Origin of the sequence: Stappia indica (genome assembly GCF_009789575.1) — a bacterium.
Classification (GTDB): domain Bacteria; phylum Pseudomonadota; class Alphaproteobacteria; order Rhizobiales; family Stappiaceae; genus Stappia; species Stappia indica_A.
Genome location: NZ_CP046908.1, coordinates 329,073 through 345,216, shown reverse-complemented (window position 1 = coordinate 345,216; position 16,144 = coordinate 329,073). Strand labels below are relative to the sequence as shown.

Here is a 16,144-nt window from a genome sequence, read left to right as displayed (position 1 = left end):
GATGTTCTCGCGGATCTTCATCAACCGGCCGAAATTCGCGCTGGTCATCTCGATCGTCATCACCATCGCCGGCGCGCTGGGATACATGTCGCTGCCGGTCGAGCAGTTCCCGAACATCACCCCGCCGGTCGTCAACGTCTCCGCCAGCTATACCGGCGCCAGCGCGCAGGTGCTGGAAGAGACCGTCGCGGCGCCCATCGAGGCCGAGGTGAACGGCGTCGACAACATGCTCTACATGTCGTCGAACAGCTCCGACAACGGCAGCTACTCGCTGAACATCGTCTTCGATGTCGGCACCGATCCGGACATTGCAGCGGTCAACGTGCAGAACCGGGTGTCGCAGGCGACGAGCGTGCTGCCGGCCGACGTCACCCGCAGCGGCGTGACCGTGCAGAAGGCCAGCACCAACATGCTGCTGGTCGTGACGCTGTTCTCGCCCAACCGCACCTATGACGAACTGTTTCTCGCCAATTACGCCTCGATCAACCTCAAGGATTCGCTCGCCCGCGTGAAGGGCGTCGGCAAGGCCGACGTGCTCACCGACTTCGCTTACGGCATGCGAATCTGGCTCGACCCGAACCGGCTGGCGGCCCTGTCGATGACGCCATCCGACTTCATCGCGGCGATCCAGGATCAGAACCTGCAGGTCGCGGCCGGCCAGATCGGCGCACCGCCGGCGCCCGAGGGGCAGCAGTTCCAGTACACCGTGCGGGCGCAGGGGCGCCTGTCTACGGTCGAGGAGTTCCGCAACATCGTGCTGCGCACGGGCGAGGACGGGGCGCTGGTGCGCATCGGCGATGTGGCGCGGGTGGAGCTCGGGTCGCAGTTCTACGCCGCAAGCGGGCGCTACGACGGCAAGCCGGCAACCGTGCTGGCGATCTACCAGGCGCCGGGCGCCAACGCGCTTGCCGTGGCCGAAGGCGTGAGGGCGCGGCTGGAGGAACTGTCCAAGGCCTTCCCGGAGGATGTCGCCTACGACATTCCCTTCGATACGACCGAATTCGTCGAGCGCTCGCTCGACGACGTGGTCATGACCCTGATGATGACCTTTGGGCTGGTCGTCGCGGTGGTCTTCGTGTTCCTGGGCAACTGGCGGGCGACGATCATTCCGACCATCGCCATCCCCGTGTCGCTGATCGGCACGTTCGCCGTCCTGCTGCTGGCGGGCATGTCGCTCAACACGATCAGCCTCTTCGCGCTGGTGCTGGCCATCGGCATCGTCGTGGACGATGCGATCATCGTGGTGGAAAACGTCGAGCGCATCATCGCCGAGGAAGGTCTGTCGGCCAAGGAAGCGACCGAAAAGGCGATGCAGCAGATCACCACGCCGGTGATCGCGACCACCCTGGTGCTGCTTGCGGTGTTCGTGCCGACGATCTTCATGCCGGGCATCACCGGCCGGCTCTACTCGCAGTTCGCCGTGACGATCTCGGTCTCGGTGGTGATTTCCTCGATCAACGCGCTGACCCTGTCGCCGGCCCTGTGCGGCCTGGTGCTGAAGGCGCGCTCGGGCCCGCCGCGCGGGTTGCTGGCACTGTTCGAGAAGGGAATCAGCGGTGCCCGCAACGGCTATGTCGGGATCGTGTCGCGCCTGCTGCCGCGCTCGTTCCTCGGCCTTGTCGGTGTCGGTGCCGCCGTCGCGCTGATCGTGGTGATGAGCGGCCGCCTGCCGCAGGGCTTCCTGCCGCTGGAGGACCAGGGCTACCTGATGGTCGACGTGCAACTGCCCGACGGCGCGGCGCTGCCGCGCACCACCGAGATCACCGACCGGATGGAAGAGATGCTGGAAGGCATCGACGGCATCCAGCATCTCATCATGGTCAACGGCTTCTCGATCCTCAATTCGGGCCTTTCGCCGAATTCGGGCATGGTCATCGTCAAGCTGAAGCCGTGGGGCGAGCGCGAAACGCCGGAACTGAGCGCCAACGGTATCCTCGCGAAACTCTGGGCGACGTTCTCGACAATCCCCGGCGCCAACATCATCGCCTTCAACGCTCCCCCGATCCCCGGCCTCGGCACCACCGCCGGCGTCGAGATGAAGGTGCAGCAGACGGGCGGCGGCACGCCGCAGGATCTCGCCTCGGCGGTCGGCTCGCTCGTCTACACGGCGAATCAGCAGCCTTCGATCGCCCAGGCTTATTCGACCTTCCGGGCGAACGTGCCGCAGCTCTTCGTCAATCTCGACCGGGAGCGGGCGAAGCTGCTCGGCATCCGGATCGCGGATGTCTTCCAGACGCTGCAAGCCTATCTCGGCGGGTATTACGTCAACGATTTCAACCTGTTCGGGCGCGTTTATCGCGTGATGATTCAGGCCGAGGGCGCCATGCGCGATCGGGCCGACGACATCGCGCAGCTGCATGTGCGCAACGAGGCGGGAGACATGGTTCCGTTGCGGTCCATCGTCAGCGTCGAGAACGTGCTCGGCCCGCAGATCCTCAATCGCTACAACATGTTCCGCTCCGCATCGGTCAATGCGGAGCCGAAGGCGGGCATGTCCACCGGCGACACCATTACCGAAATGGAGCGGGGGGCTGCCGAGGCGCTGCCGTCCGGTTACGCCTACGAGTGGACCGGCTCGGCGCTGCAGCAGCAGGGCGCCGGCGCGGTCGTTGTCATCGTGCTGATGCTGTCGATCCTCTTCGCCTATCTCTTCCTGGTCGCCCAGTACGAAAGCTGGTCGATGCCTCTGGCGATCCTGATGTCGGTGACGGTGGCGCTGCTCGGCGCCTTCGCCGCGGTGGCGGCCACGGGGAGCGACGTCAACCTCTACACCCAGATCGGCATGATCATGCTCGTCGGTCTCGGCGCCAAGAACGCCATCCTGATCGTCGAGTTCGCCATGGAGGAACGGGAGAAGGGCAAGTCGATCATTGCCGCGGCCCGCGAGGCGGCGCATCTGCGCTTCCGCGCCGTGATGATGACGGCGCTCGCCTTCCTGCTCGGTGTGGTTCCGCTGGTGACCGCGAACGGTGCGGGTGCGGCCAGCCAGAAGGCCATCGGATTCGCGGTATTCGGCGGCATGCTGTTCGCCACCACGCTCGGCGTGGTGCTGATCCCGGTGCTTTATGTGGTCATGCAGATCCTGCGCGAACGCCTCAAGGGCATCTATGCCGGAGCCGATGTCGCAAGGGACGAGATCAAGCCGGCATAAGCGGTGCGGCGAGGGCGGTTATCCACCCTCGCCAATTCGCCTCTTGTCACGCCGGGCGCACATTGTTACAGGAACGCGCGTGTGAGCCTGTAGCTCAGTTGGTAGAGCAACTGACTTTTAATCAGTAGGTCCAGGGTTCGAGCCCCTGCGGGCTCACCAAGATCTCCCCGGTATCCGTGGTTTTGAAGAGATACCGGGCGAGGCGAGGTGGGTGATAGCGCGCTGCAAGCGCCCCACCGAAACCGCTCATATGCCCTCCGTTCCGCTGCGTTTGTTCCGACGGCGTTTGCGACCGCGGTCGCGGTTTCGCGCAAGGGCCGGCTTGTTGAGCATTTGCTCATCGGCCTGGTTGGAAAACCCTTCCTTCATGATGTAGAGTTACGCTTGGGAATGACGGGAGCGATGCCCCGGCGCCGGCTCTGTCCGCAAGGGGCGCGCATCGTCTATCGACCACCCGGCCTATGCTGTGTACAACTGTCGGCAGAGGCGAGTGACCACTACAACGACAGGACGGACGCACGAGACGATGTCTGACACCTCCGGCGGCAACAGCACGGCAGAGTATGAGTTCCTGCGGGGGCACATCGCTGCGACCATGGCTCTCATCCATGGGCTGATCGCACAAGGTGCGCTCGACCGTCAGGCGCTCGACGACTATTTCACCGATTATCTCAGCCACCTGCCGCATACGCGCGAAACGCTCGCCTTGCGCCTCGTCATAGATCAATGGCGCCAGGGCTTGCGCGAAGGGCAGGACGAGGCTCAGCTGCGCCGCAATTTCCTCGAAGTCATCCACGGCGGCAAGAGCGGCGACTGAAGCTCTGGCACACAAGAGCGACAGCCGTCGATGCGCGGCCGCTCCGATCGTCTGTCCGATATTGCAAGATTGTCCTGCAATCCTCCCAAGGTCCTTTCTCCAATTTTTCCAGAACCTCTACAGGGGGTTGGAAGATCGTCACGTTTCGGTCTAACCTGACTTTCCGCATTTTCGCGGGAAGGCTGTGGCAGTCCTGTCCAGCTCACGCGCCAGAAGCGAGGAGGGGAGGCGGTCGTTCGTGCGAAGGCAGCTTTCGAGACTGCCGGCAGGCGGCGCGATCCCGAAGCGGATCGGGCCTTGCGCGCGAATGACGGCCCCGGGGACGGGGCCTGCGATCTTCCTGAAGCGCTTCCAGCCGGGAGGCCCGTCCTGACGGTCCGCCCTTGCGTGTCGCACGAAACCGCTGCCTATCACGGGAGGCACTGCATGAAACTCTTCAAGTCATTGACCCTTGGGACGATGGTCGCCGGCGCCATGGCGCTGTCCGGCACGGCCCAGGCCGAGACCTTCATCACCATCGGCACCGGCGGCCAGACCGGCGTCTACTACCAGGTCGGCGGCGCGATCTGCCGTCTCGTCAACCGCGGCTCGGCCGAGCACGACATCAAGTGCACGCACACCACCGGCGGCTCGGTGTCCAACATCAACGGCATCCGCGCCGGCGACCTCGACATGGGCGTCGCCCAGTCGGACTGGCAGTACCATGCCTATAACGGAACCGCTCCCGACACGTTCCCGGACGGCAAGTTCGAAGAGCTGCGTGCGGTCTTCTCCGTGCATCCGGAGCCGTTCACCGTGGTGGCGCGCGCCGATTCCGGCATCAAGACCTTCGAGGACCTCAAGGGCAAGCGCGTCAACATGGGCGATCCCGGTTCGGGCGCCCGCGCCACCTTCGAGGTGGTGATGGACAAGATGGGCTGGAGCGCATCGGACTTCTCGCTCGCTGCCGAGTTGAAGTCGGCTGAGCAGTCTGCCGCCCTCTGCGACAACAAGATCGACGCGATCGTCTTCACCGTCGGCCACCCGGCGGGAACCATCAAGGAGGCGACCACGTCCTGCGAGTCGCGCCTGATCAATGTCGACAATGAGGTGATCCGCAAGCTGGTCGACGACAACCCGTTCTATTCCATGGCGACCATCCCGGCCGGCATGTATGCGGGCACCGACGAGGACACCACGACCTTCGGCGTGGGTGCCACCTTCGTCTCGTCGGCCAAGACCTCGCCGGACGTCATCTACGCGGTGACCAAGGCGGTGTTCGAGAACTTCGACCGCTTCAAGCAGATGCATCCCGCCTTCGAGAACCTGAAGGAAGAGGACATGATCAAGAACAACCTCTCGGCGCCGCTGCACGAGGGCGCAGAGCGCTACTACAAGGAGCGCGGCTGGATGTAATCCAGCTCCGGGGCCGGCGCGAATCCTTCGCGCCGGCCCGTTTTCTTTCAGATCGTGGTCAGGCACGTCCGGCGGACGCGACATGGCTTGGGTGGAACCTGTGGGGGGCTCATGAGCGAAGGCACGAACAAGGGACAGCTAAGCGCGTCCGAGCTTGAGGATCTGGTCGCCTCGACCGATACCGGCGGCCGCAACCCGACCAACCGGCAGGTGGCCATGCTGATCGCCGGCGTCGCGCTGGCCTGGTCGCTGTTCCAGATCTGGATCGCCTCGCCGCTGCCCTACAGCCTTGGCTTCGGCGTGTTCTCGAGCCGCGAGGCGCGGCCGATCCATCTCGCCTTCGCGCTGTTCCTCGCCTATCTCGTGTTTCCTGCCTTTCGCAGTTCTCCGCGGCGCTCCGTGCCGATCGCGGACTGGGTGCTGGCCATCGGGGCGACCGCCTGCGCGCTCTATCTCTTCGTCTTCGACACCGCGCTGATCAAGAGCCTCTTGGGCACGCGGCTTGCCGACCGTCCGAACAACCCGAACGGCACTGACGTCGTCGTCGCCGTGCTCGGCATCCTGTTCCTGCTGGAGGCAACGCGCCGGGCGCTCGGCCCCCCGCTGATGATCGTCGCGATCATCTTCCTCGGTTACACGTTCCTCGGGCCCTATGCGCCCGGCCTGCTGGCCTGGAAGGGCGCGAGTTTCAACGCCGTCGCCTTCCACCAGTGGCTGTCGACGGAGGGCGTGTTCGGCATCGCGCTCGGCGTCTCGACAGATCTCGTCTTCCTGTTCGTGCTGTTCGGTGCCTTGCTCGACAAGGCGGGGGCGGGCAACTACTTCATCAAGGTGGCCTTCTCGCTGATGGGCCATTTCAGCGGCGGCCCGGCCAAGGCGGCCGTCGTCGCCTCCGGCATGACCGGCCTCATTTCCGGTTCGTCCATCGCCAATGTGGTCACGACCGGCACCTTCACCATCCCCATGATGCGCCGCGTCGGCTTCTCGCGCGAAAAGGCCGGCGCCGTCGAGGTGGCCTCGTCCGTGAACGGCCAGATCATGCCGCCGGTGATGGGCGCCGCCGCCTTCCTGATGGTCGAATATATCGGCATCTCGTATTTCGAGGTGGTCAAGCACGCCTTCGTCCCGGCCATCATCTCCTACATCGCGCTGGTCTACATCGTGCATCTGGAAGCCATGCGGAAGGGCATGGAGGGCCTGCCGCGGGCGAACGAGCCCAAGCCGCTGAAATGGGCGCTGATTTCCTTCGGCGTGACGATCTCGGTGATGCTGGCGATCGCCGGCGGCATCTACTACCTGTTCGCGGCCTTCGAGGCGCTCGGCGGTTCCGGAAACCGCTTGTTCGCGGTCCTGATTGTCCTGGGGCTTATCGCCTGCGTGCTGGCGCTGCTGCGCTCGCGCGCCGGCGAGGACACGCGCATGCGCGTCCTCTCGACCGGGGCGCTGGTGATCGGCGTCTCCGCCATCGCAGCCTTCGGCGTGTTCTTCTTCATGGATGTGCTGTCGCGCGTTACCGGCGACTGGACGCAGTGGGCGGTCGCGGCGCTCCTCCTGGCGGTCTATGTCGGCCTGGTCCGATATTGCGCGCAGTTTCCCGATCTGGAGATGGACGACCCGAACGTGCCGGTGGTGCGGCTGCCGGATCCGGGACCGACGATCAAGTCGGGCCTGCACTTCCTGCTGCCCGTCTTCGTGCTGATCTGGTGCCTGATGGTGGAGCGCCTGTCGCCGTCGCTCTCGGCGTTCTGGGCGGCGGTGCTGATGATCTTCATCCTGCTGACCCAGCGCCCGCTCTTCGCCTATTTCCGTAATGAGCCGACGGAAGGAACGGTGGCGCGCGGCTGGTCGGAGCTGATCGACGGGATGATCGCCGGCGCCCGCAACATGATCGGCATCGGCATCGCCACGGCGGCGGCCGGCATCATCGTCGGTGCCGTGTCGCAAACCGGCGTCGGCTCGGTGCTGGCGGCGCTGGTCGAGTTCCTGAGCCAGGGCCAGATCCTGCTGATCCTGATCTTCACCGCGATCCTCAGCCTGATCCTCGGCATGGGCTTGCCGACGACGGCGAACTACATCGTCGTCTCGTCGCTGCTGGCGCCGGTGATCGTCGCGCTGGGGCAGCAGAACGGGCTGATCGTGCCGCTCGTGGCGGTGCACCTGTTCGTCTTCTACTTCGGCATCATGGCGGATGTGACGCCGCCGGTGGGACTGGCTTCATTCGCGGCAGCGGCGGTGTCGGGCGGCGATCCGATACGCACCGGCTTCGTGGCGTTCTTCTATTCGCTGCGCACCGCCTTGCTGCCGTTCCTCTTCATCTTCAACACCGACATCCTGCTGATCGACGTGACGCCGCTGGAGGGCGTCGTGGTCTTCATCGTCGCGACGGCGGCGATCCTGGTCTTCACGGCCGGGGCGCAGGGCTACTTCATCGTCCGCTCGCGGCTGTGGGAATCGGCGGCGCTGATCCTGGTGGCGTTCACGTTGTTCCGTCCCGGTTTCTGGATGGACCTCGCCGTCGCGCCCTACGATCAGGTCGAACCGACCAGCCTGGTCGAGACGCTGGAGCGGGCAACGCCAGGGACGGAGTTGCGCACGACCGTCGCGGGCATCAACGATGTCGGCGATCCCATCACGCTGACGATGATGATCCCGGTCGGCAGCGAGGCGACGGGTGAGGAGCGACTTGAAGCCTTCGGCCTGATGGTGTTCGAGCAGGACGGAAAGCTGATCGTCGACGGCACGGCTTACGATTCGCCGGCTCAGCAGGCCGGCTTCGACTTCGACCAGGTCGTCCAGACGCTGGACGTGCCGACCGCCCAGCCACCGCGCGAGCTGTTCTACATTCCGGCGCTGCTGCTGCTCGGCCTGGTCTACATGCTCCAGCGCGGCCGCAAGCGGCAGCAGGTGGAAGAGAAGCGGCTGAAGGCCGGCAAGGAGGCGACCGCATGAGTTCGATGTTCAAGCATATTCTTGCCTGTATCGATCTCGGCGACGTGCCGACCTCGGCCAAGGTGATCACCGCCGCCATGGAGACGGTGGGGGCGGACGACACGCTGCATGTCTTCACCGCGGTGCCGGATTTCGGCCGCAGCATCGTCGGCTCGTTCTTCCCGGACGACTACGAGAAGTCGGCGATCCAGAAGACGCGCGACGCGCTGCACGGCTTCATCGATACGCATGTGCCCAAGGGGACGCGGGTGCAGGCGGTGATCGGCCACGGCAACATCTACGAGGAGATCCTCGTGGCGGCCGACAAGGTCGGCGCCGATCTCATCGTCATCGGCTCGCACCGGCCGGAGCTGAAGGACTATCTGCTGGGTCCGAACGCGGCCCGGGTGGTCCGTCATGCGCAGGTGTCGGTGCTGGTCGTGCGCGAGCGCTGAGGCGCCGGCAGAGCGAACGGCGAGGTTACCTGCAAGGGGGAGGCGCTGCCGCGCCTCCGCGCCGCCTTTACAGTTCCGGTGTCAGGTGCCGTGAGAGCCGCGCTGGCCGAAGAGGCCCATGATGCTGCCCTCGATCAGCCAGGCGAGGCCCAGGCGTGCGCCGACGGCGATGGACACCATCACCAGCGGCGCGGAGACGGCGAGCACCGAGGCCGCGGTGATGCCCTGGCCGATGGTGCAGCCGAAGGCGAGGATGCCGCCCGTTCCCATCAGGAAGGCACCGACCATGTGGCGGCGAAGCTCGCGGACGTCGTCGCAGGCCTCCCAGCGGAACTCGCGCTTGAACAGGGCGCCGGCCACCGCCCCGAAGATCACGCCGAAGACCGAGCCGATGCCGAAGGTCAGCGTCGCGCCGCTATAGGTCATGACATAGACCAGCGCGTCGCCGAGCGGGCGCACGAAGGTGAAGGATTCGAGTTTTTGCGGCTCGAACGGATTGTTGCCGAGCAGGCCGGTGGCAAGCCATCCGCCGGTGATCGCAAGGCCGACGGCGATGCCGCTGACGACGAGGCGCGTTTCGGACCGGAAGGTGCCGTCGCGCACCGCCCAGGCGCCCAGCATGCCGGCGACGACGAGCCCCAGGGCGGCGCCGGTCTCGATGCCGAGTGCCTTGTCGAGAATGTCGTTGAGCGCCGTGCCGCCCAGCGCGGCGAACGACAGCGTGAAGGGATCGATCAGGACCTGGCGCAGGACGCCGGTGATCCCGCGCATGGCCATGTAGGCGGAAACGGCCATGACGAGAAAGGTCACGACGGAGCGCAGGTCGCCGCCGCCGATACGGGCGAGCGTACCGAACCCGCAGGTGCCGACGAGCGCCATGCCGATGCCGAACATCAACCCGCCGGCAATCGCGCCGAGCCAGGGGAGGGTGGAGGGAAGGTAGATCGAGCGCGCCGGATCGATATGGCCGAGGGCAATCGCGATCTGGGTCAGCGCGAGCGCGACGGCAATCGCCAGCGCCCAGCTGCGCAGCCGTCTCATGTCGCCGCCGAGAAACGCGTCCTCGAGCGCGCCCATGGTGCAGAACCGGCCGACACGCGCGGCAAGGCCCAGCACAACGCCGCCGGCAAAGCCGCACAGCGCCATCACCAAGGATGTCTGCATCTCCATCGGCCGCGCCTCCCCCTCGCGTACGACTGGATCTATCGATCGTCTCCGCCGGCGGTCCGTCGTCCGCCGGAGGGCGTTCCGGCCGGATCAGTTCCGGCAGAAGACGGTATAGACCGCCTCGATGATCTGGCGGGCATCGTCACTCGCCAGACGGTAGTAGACTGTCTTGCCCTCGCGCCGCGTCGTGACGAGCTTGTCCATTCTCAGCCGTGCGAGCTGCTGGGAAACGGTCGGCTGGCGGAGCGAAAGCAGGGCCTCCAGCTCCGTGACGGATTTTTCGCCTTCCGCCAGGATGCACAGGATAAGCAATCGGCTCTCGTGAGCGATGGCCTTCAGGAAGTCGCTCGCGGTCTTCGCGCGGTCCACGATCCTGTCGAGGTCGTCCGAACACTGGAGTTCCTTGATTCCCGGCAGTGCCAAATGCGTATCCCTTGTCGTCGGTCCGCTCGCGCGCGGGACGCGGGCGGGAAAGTTGTCATGGTCAGTATACAGGGCCGGTGCGCGCGACGCATCCGCCTCGGTTCAGCCCGAGGCGGGACGGCCCTGCATGCCGTCTGCGGACGGCTTCAGCTTCTCGATCATCTGCCCGAGAAGGCCCCAGAAGAAGTCCTCTCCGGGATAGCCGCGAATGCGGCCGATCTCGCGGCCGTCCTCGATCAGCGCGAAGCTGGGCGTGAACCGTTCGCCCTTCAACCACGCCAGATCATCGGGCATCGGCTCGTGGATGTCGACGCGACGAAGTGGCGCCTGCCGGCCTTCCTCGGTCTTGGGGTAGATCGGCCCGATCTCCGTATGCCAGCGGATGCACCATTCGCAGCCCTTCTGCTCGAACATGACGAGTTCGGCCGCGCGCGCATGCGGGGCGGCAAGAACGGCAAGAGCCGTCACCAGCATCAGGGGAAGCGTCGGGACCGGCCAGCGCATGATCTTTCTTCCTGCTCGCCAAAAGGTGAGGGGACACGTCTATCCCGCCAGCCTATACCAAAACAAGTGGATCATATGCGAAAAGGGGAATACGAGTTGAGGCAAGGGGTCACATTGCCGTGTAGCGTGTATCCGTTATGCCGGGCGATATCGGATCGCCGCTCACCTCGGCGTCCCGCCCGGTCCCAGGCAGCAAGCAGGTAGGCTCATGTTTCAGGACGTCACAGTCATCGGCGCGTTTTTCGCGGGCCTCCTTTCCTTCGTGTCGCCTTGCGTCCTGCCGCTGGTTCCGCCCTATCTCGGCTTTCTCGCCGGCGTCTCCCTCGATCAGCTGACGGGGGAGGGCGAGGAGGAAAAGGCCGATCCGCGCAAGGTGTTCTTCGCCTCCCTGGCCTTCGTTCTCGGCTTCTCGACCGTCTTCGTGGCGCTGGGTGCCAGCGCATCCTTCATCGGCCAGTTCGTCACGCAGCATATCCAGGTGCTCGGCTATATCGCGGGCGCGGCGATCATCGTCATGGGCCTGCATTTCCTCGGCGTGTTCCGCATCGGCCTGCTGTACCGGGAGGCGCGGGTGCATGTGGAGCGCAAGCCCGCCGGCTTGCTTGGCGCCTATGCCATCGGCCTTGCATTCGCCTTCGGCTGGACGCCGTGCGTGGGGCCGATCCTGGCAGCGATCCTGTTCGTTGCCGGCACCGAGGAATCGGTGATTCAGGGGGCTGTCCTGCTCGGGTCCTACGCGCTGGGGATCGGCGTGCCGTTCCTGATTGCGGGCCTTTTTGCCGGGCCGTTCATGCGGTTCATGCGCCGCTTCCGCAAGCACATGGTGACGGTGGAGCGGGTGATGGGAGTGTTCCTGATCATTACCGGCGTCGCCTTCATGACCGGACAGATGGCGCGGCTCTCCTTCTGGTTGCTCGAAACGTTTCCCGCTCTCGCCGTCATAGGGTAAGCTCGACCCCGCACCCTGGGGGGAGAATGCGGTCGCATCGATGTATTCTCATAAATGAATATGTGAATTGATTGCCCTTCCCGATGGTGCTACGGTTTCGACAGGTCGGTTGAATCGGCCACCAAGAAGACAAGGCCGGGAACGCCGGCTTGACGCTGGCGCAAGCCGGTCAGAGGGAAGGAAAACAGCCCATGAGCCTCTTTCGTAGGGGTATGACGGCCGCGTGCGTCCTGCTTGCAGGCGTTGCAGCGGCTGCTGCCGAAGACATCGTGTCCTACGAAGTTGTCGACGGAACCATTCCGAAATCGCTGACAGGCGTTCCCGGCGACGCCGCTGCCGGTCGCCAGGCGGTGATCGACCGCCGGCTGGGCAATTGCGTTGCCTGCCATACGGCGACGGAGCTGTCCGACCAGCAGTTCCATGGCGAAGTCGGCCCGCCGCTCGACGGCGTTGCCGATCGCTGGGACGAAGCGACCCTGCGCATGATCATCGTCAATCCCAAGATGGTCTACGAGGGCACCGTGATGCCGGCCTTCTACCGCAACGAAGGCTTCCACCGGGTGGCGCCTAAATTCGCCGGCAAGACCATCATGACCGCACAGCAGGTCGAGGATGTGGTCGCCTATCTGATGACGCTCAAGGATTGAGCCGCGGACGCCGGACGGGCTGCTGCGACCAGTCGATCTTTCGCGAGGAACTCAAGATGAACATGACACGACGCCAGGCGCTGGCCCTTGGTGCTGGAGCCGCCATTCTCGGAATGACGGGCCTGCCGCGCCTTGCATCGGCCGAAGACGCCAAGGTGCAGGCGGCCATCGATGCCTTTGCCGGCGGTGCCTCCGTTGAGACGGGCACCGTTTCGCTGTCCGCGCCGGAGATCGCCGAGAACGGCAACACCGTGCCGATCGGCGTTTCCGTCGACAGCCCGATGACCGAGGCCGACCACGTGACCGCCGTCATGCTGCTGGCGGCAGGCAACCCGCAGCCGGGGGTGGCGACGTTCCACTTCTCGTCCATGTCGGGCTCCGCGGATGCCACCACCCGCATGCGCCTTGCCAAGACGCAGGATGTGATCGCGCTGGCCAAGACGTCGACGGGCAAGGTCTTCATGGACCGCAAGACCGTCAAGGTGACGATCGGCGGCTGCGGCGGCTAAGCCGGCCTGCCTGCGTCCATTCTTCTACATTCATCGCCAGCAGGAGCGCGAGATGTCCAGTTCCAAGCCCCGCGTCAAGGTGCCGAAGACGGCGTCCAAGGACGAGGTCATCCAGATCAAGACCCTCATTTCCCACAAGATGGAGTCCGGCCAGCGCAAGGACGACCAAGGGAATGTCATTCCGCGGTCGATCATCAACAAGTTCACCTGCGAGTTCAACGGGAAGACCGTCTTCTCCTGCGATCTCGAGCCGGCGATCTCGGCCAATCCCTACCTGGAATTCAGCGCCAGGGTGCCGGAGACGGGCACGTTCAAGTTCACCTGGGTGGACGACGACGGCTCGGTCTATTCCAGCGAATCCAAGATCACCGTCGAGTAAGGCGGCCCCTGCCGGCGATGGAGGTCGCCGGCGGACAGTCGAACGGCATAAGGCGGGTTGGCAGCTCGCATCACAGGGGGAGGCTTATGAAGAAACTTGCGGGCACACTTATCGCCGGCACCGCCGCTATCGCGGTCCTGGCGACGGGCGCCGCGAACGGTGACGAGACCCAGATGCCGAGCATCGACGGTACGACCATCGTGACGCGCGCGGCGCCGCCGGAAGGGCACCCCCTGAGCGAGGTGATCTCGGGCTTCGAGTTCCGAACCAAGGAAACCCAGGACCTGGAGCTCGACGACTTCAACAATCCGGGCTTCCTGATGGTCGAGCAGGGCGAGGCGCTCTGGTCGACGGTCGAGGGCAGCGCGGGCAAGTCCTGCGAGAGCTGCCATGGCGATGCCTCGGAAAGCATGAAGGGCGTGCGCGCCTCCATGCCGAAGTGGAACGAGGCGGCCGGCAAGCCGATGGCCATGGAGCAGTATGTTAACGCCTGCCGGACCGAGCGCATGGGCGCGGATGCCTGGAAATGGGAATCCGACCAGATGCTGGGCATGACCGCCTATGTCGGCCTGCAGTCCCGCGGCATGCCTGTCGCGCTCGACCTCAAGGCCGGAGACATGCAGAGCTGGTGGGACAAGGGCAAGGAGATCTACTACACCCGCAGCGGCCAGCTGGATCTCGCCTGCGCCAGTTGCCACGAGAGCAACTACGGCAACTATATCCGCGCCGACCATCTCAGCCAGGGCCAGTCCAACGGCTTCCCGACATACCGGCTGAAGTGGCAGAAGATGGGCTCGCTGCACCGTCGCCTCAAGGGCTGCATGGCGGATGTCCGTGCCGAACCCTATGACGTTGGGTCGGACGAGTTCGTCGCGCTGGAGACCTATCTCGCCTGGCGCGGGACGGGGCTTTCGGTCGAGACGCCGGCGGTGCGCAACTAGGCGCGCGCCCGATCCGGGGCGGCGCGGGCCGCCCCGACCCGTTTGACAACAGACTGTTCCGTTCGCGCCCTTGCGGCGCAACGGCCCCGCTATGCCTTCGCGAACAAGCCCTGGCGGCGGACGACCCGGAAGTGGATGAGCGAGCATGATTTCGCGGCGTGAGTTCCTGATGGCGGCAGTGGCCGCCGGTGCCTTGACCAGCGGTTCCGGCTTCGGCCAGTGGGCGCGGCTGGCGGCCCAGCAGAGCCTGACCCAGGACGATCTTCTGTCGTTCCGGCCGCTCGGCAATGTCACCCTCGTGCATCTGACGGACATCCACGCCCAGCTGATGCCGGTCTACTTCCGCGAGCCTTCGACCAACCTCGGCGTCGGCGAAGTCAGGGGTCTGCCACCGCATGTGACCGGCGAGGATTTCCTCAAGCTCTACAATCTCCAGCCGGGCTCTCCGGAGGCCTATGCGCTGACCTCGGTCGACTTCGATTCCCTGTCGCGCGCCTATGGCCGGATGGGCGGCATCGACCGCATCGCCACCGTGCTCAAGTCGATCCGCGCCGAGCGCGAGGACCGGATGCTGTTCCTCGACGGCGGCGACACCTGGCAGGGCAGCTACACCTCGCTGAAGACCGGCGGCATGGACATGATCGAGGTCATGAACGCGCTGGCGCCCGATGCGATGACGGGGCACTGGGAGTTCACCTACGGTGCGGAGCGCGTGAAGGAACTGGTCGAGGGACTTCCCTATGCCTTCCTCGGCAGCAATATCCGCGACACCGAATGGGACGAGGCGGTCTTCGAGCCCTATCGCATCTTCGAGCGGGGCGGGGTCAAGGTCGCCGTCATCGGCCAGGCCTTCCCCTATACGCCGGTTGCCAATCCGCGCTGGATGATGCCCGACTGGTCGTTCGGCATCCGCGAGGAAGAAGTCCAGGCCAATATCGATGCGGTGCGGGCGGAGGGTGCGGAGCTCGTCGTCCTGCTGTCGCATAACGGCTTCGACGTCGACCGCAAGCTGGCGAGCCGGGTAACCGGTCTCGACGTGATCCTGACCGGCCACACGCACGATGCACTGCCCGAGCCGGTGAAGGTGGGCAAGACGCTGCTGGTCGCCACCGGTTCCAACGGCAAGTTCCTTTCGCGCCTCGATCTCGACGTGCAGGGCGGCGAAGTGAAGGACTTCCGCTATCGGCTGATCCCGATCTTCTCGGACGTCATTACACCCGATGCGGAGATGACGGCGCTGGTGGAGAAGATCCGCGCGCCCCATGCGGATGAGCTGGCGCGCGAACTGGCGACGACCGAAACGCTGCTGTACCGCCGCGGCAACTTCAACGGCACGTTCGACGATCTCATCTGCGATGCCCTGCTGGAGCAGCGCGAGGCGCAGATCGCCCTGTCGCCGGGATTCCGCTGGGGCACGTCGGTTCCGGCCGGCCAACCGATCACGGTCGAGGACCTGCACAACGCGACATCGATGACCTATCCGGCGGCCTACCGGTCGGAGATGACCGGCACGATGCTCAAGGACATCCTCGAGGACGTGGCGGACAATCTCTTCAACGCCGATCCCTACTACCAGCAGGGCGGCGACATGGTCCGCGTCGGCGGCATGGCCTATTCGATCGATCCTACCAAGGAGATCGGAAGCCGGATTTCCGAGATGACGGTCATCGCCGACGGGACGGCAGTCGAGGCGAACAAGAGCTATGTGGTGACCGGCTGGGCCAGTGTGAACGAGGGGACGGAAGGCCCGGCGATCTGGGATGTGGTCGAGGCCCATCTGAAGGATCACGGAACGGTTACGCTCGAGCCGAACCGCGCCGTGCGCGTCACCGGGCTCTGAGAGATCGGACGCGGGGCGGAGCTCCGACTTTAATGTTCA

The 16,144-nt window shown here is 65.2% G+C and carries 14 protein-coding genes and 1 tRNA gene; 12 read left to right on the top strand and 3 right to left on the bottom strand.

Features of this window, described 5'->3' with window-relative positions; all coding sequences use genetic code 11:
* The first annotated feature begins 1 nt into the window (after position 1).
* From GH266_RS01635 to GH266_RS01610, 6 genes are all read left to right on the top strand, one after another.
* Complete coding sequence (locus tag GH266_RS01635; RefSeq protein ID WP_158192339.1) at positions 2–3,151, top strand: efflux RND transporter permease subunit; 3,150 nt, start codon at positions 2–4, stop codon at positions 3,149–3,151.
* Positions 3,152–3,234: 83 nt separating this feature from the next.
* Positions 3,235–3,310 (top strand) — tRNA-Lys (locus tag GH266_RS01630).
* 367 nt (positions 3,311–3,677) lie between these two features.
* A complete protein-coding gene (locus tag GH266_RS01625) occupies positions 3,678–3,968 on the top strand; it encodes a hypothetical protein (RefSeq protein WP_158192338.1) in 291 nt (96 codons plus the stop codon).
* A 426-nt stretch (positions 3,969–4,394) separates the two neighbouring features.
* On the top strand, positions 4,395–5,363 hold the full coding sequence (locus tag GH266_RS01620) for a TAXI family TRAP transporter solute-binding subunit (protein WP_158192337.1): 969 nt from the start codon (positions 4,395–4,397) through the stop codon (positions 5,361–5,363).
* 111 nt (positions 5,364–5,474) lie between these two features.
* Entirely contained in the window at positions 5,475–8,312 is a 2,838-nt protein-coding gene (locus GH266_RS01615; protein ID WP_158192336.1) for a TRAP transporter permease, read from the top strand.
* Complete coding sequence (locus GH266_RS01610; protein WP_244953759.1) at positions 8,309–8,746, top strand: universal stress protein; 438 nt, start codon at positions 8,309–8,311, stop codon at positions 8,744–8,746. The genes GH266_RS01615 and GH266_RS01610 overlap by 4 nt, the downstream gene beginning before the upstream one ends.
* Positions 8,747–8,827: 81 nt before the next feature.
* On the opposite strand, the gene GH266_RS01605 is transcribed toward GH266_RS01610, so the two are convergent.
* The 3 genes from GH266_RS01605 to GH266_RS01595 form a co-directional block, all read right to left on the bottom strand.
* Positions 8,828–9,916: a YeeE/YedE family protein gene (locus GH266_RS01605; protein ID WP_158192335.1), complete on the bottom strand. Its 1,089-nt coding sequence runs from the start codon at positions 9,914–9,916 to the stop codon at positions 8,828–8,830.
* An 87-nt stretch (positions 9,917–10,003) separates the two neighbouring features.
* Positions 10,004–10,330: a metalloregulator ArsR/SmtB family transcription factor gene (locus GH266_RS01600; protein WP_425329580.1), complete on the bottom strand. Its 327-nt coding sequence runs from the start codon at positions 10,328–10,330 to the stop codon at positions 10,004–10,006.
* Positions 10,331–10,438: 108 nt separating this feature from the next.
* Entirely contained in the window at positions 10,439–10,840 is a 402-nt protein-coding gene (locus GH266_RS01595) for a thioredoxin domain-containing protein (RefSeq protein WP_244953758.1), read from the bottom strand.
* 208 nt (positions 10,841–11,048) lie between these two features.
* Here GH266_RS01595 and GH266_RS01590 point away from each other — a divergent pair, with 208 nt between their 5' ends.
* From GH266_RS01590 to soxB, 6 genes are all read left to right on the top strand, one after another.
* Positions 11,049–11,789 carry a cytochrome c biogenesis CcdA family protein gene (locus GH266_RS01590; protein WP_158192333.1) on the top strand — a complete coding sequence of 247 codons (741 nt, stop codon included), beginning with the start codon at positions 11,049–11,051 and terminating at the stop codon, positions 11,787–11,789.
* A gap of 191 nt (positions 11,790–11,980) precedes the next feature.
* Complete coding sequence (gene soxX / locus GH266_RS01585; RefSeq protein WP_158192332.1) at positions 11,981–12,436, top strand: sulfur oxidation c-type cytochrome SoxX; 456 nt, start codon at positions 11,981–11,983, stop codon at positions 12,434–12,436.
* Positions 12,437–12,492: 56 nt separating this feature from the next.
* Entirely contained in the window at positions 12,493–12,945 is a 453-nt protein-coding gene (gene soxY / locus GH266_RS01580; protein WP_158192331.1) for a thiosulfate oxidation carrier protein SoxY, read from the top strand.
* Between the two features lie 52 nt (positions 12,946–12,997).
* The gene (soxZ, locus tag GH266_RS01575; RefSeq protein WP_158192330.1) at positions 12,998–13,324 is read left to right on the top strand and encodes a thiosulfate oxidation carrier complex protein SoxZ; all 327 of its coding nucleotides are present in this window, start codon (positions 12,998–13,000) and stop codon (positions 13,322–13,324) included.
* 86 nt (positions 13,325–13,410) lie between these two features.
* Positions 13,411–14,265, top strand: coding sequence for a sulfur oxidation c-type cytochrome SoxA (gene soxA, locus GH266_RS01570; protein WP_158192329.1), 855 nt, complete (start codon positions 13,411–13,413; stop codon positions 14,263–14,265).
* A 145-nt stretch (positions 14,266–14,410) separates the two neighbouring features.
* Complete coding sequence (gene soxB, locus GH266_RS01565; RefSeq protein WP_158192328.1) at positions 14,411–16,105, top strand: thiosulfohydrolase SoxB; 1,695 nt, start codon at positions 14,411–14,413, stop codon at positions 16,103–16,105.
* Positions 16,106–16,144 lie beyond the last annotated feature (39 nt).

Bases quoted from the DNA above. Each gene is read 5' to 3' on its own strand.
- GH266_RS01625 (WP_158192338.1), top strand. From the start codon at position 3,678: ATGTCTGACACCTCCGGCGGCAACAGCACGGCAGAGTATGAGTTCCTG.
- soxB (WP_158192328.1), top strand. From the start codon at position 14,411: ATGATTTCGCGGCGTGAGTTCCTGATGGCGGCAGTGGCCGCCGGTGCC.
- GH266_RS01595 (WP_244953758.1), bottom strand. From the start codon at position 10,840: ATGCGCTGGCCGGTCCCGACGCTTCCCCTGATGCTGGTGACGGCTCTT.
- GH266_RS01615 (WP_158192336.1), top strand. From the start codon at position 5,475: ATGAGCGAAGGCACGAACAAGGGACAGCTAAGCGCGTCCGAGCTTGAG.
- soxY (WP_158192331.1), top strand. From the start codon at position 12,493: ATGAACATGACACGACGCCAGGCGCTGGCCCTTGGTGCTGGAGCCGCC.
- GH266_RS01610 (WP_244953759.1), top strand. From the start codon at position 8,309: ATGAGTTCGATGTTCAAGCATATTCTTGCCTGTATCGATCTCGGCGAC.
- soxZ (WP_158192330.1), top strand. From the start codon at position 12,998: ATGTCCAGTTCCAAGCCCCGCGTCAAGGTGCCGAAGACGGCGTCCAAG.
- GH266_RS01605 (WP_158192335.1), bottom strand. From the start codon at position 9,916: ATGGAGATGCAGACATCCTTGGTGATGGCGCTGTGCGGCTTTGCCGGC.
- GH266_RS01635 (WP_158192339.1), top strand. From the start codon at position 2: ATGTTCTCGCGGATCTTCATCAACCGGCCGAAATTCGCGCTGGTCATC.
- soxA (WP_158192329.1), top strand. From the start codon at position 13,411: ATGAAGAAACTTGCGGGCACACTTATCGCCGGCACCGCCGCTATCGCG.
- GH266_RS01590 (WP_158192333.1), top strand. From the start codon at position 11,049: ATGTTTCAGGACGTCACAGTCATCGGCGCGTTTTTCGCGGGCCTCCTT.
- soxX (WP_158192332.1), top strand. From the start codon at position 11,981: ATGAGCCTCTTTCGTAGGGGTATGACGGCCGCGTGCGTCCTGCTTGCA.
- GH266_RS01620 (WP_158192337.1), top strand. From the start codon at position 4,395: ATGAAACTCTTCAAGTCATTGACCCTTGGGACGATGGTCGCCGGCGCC.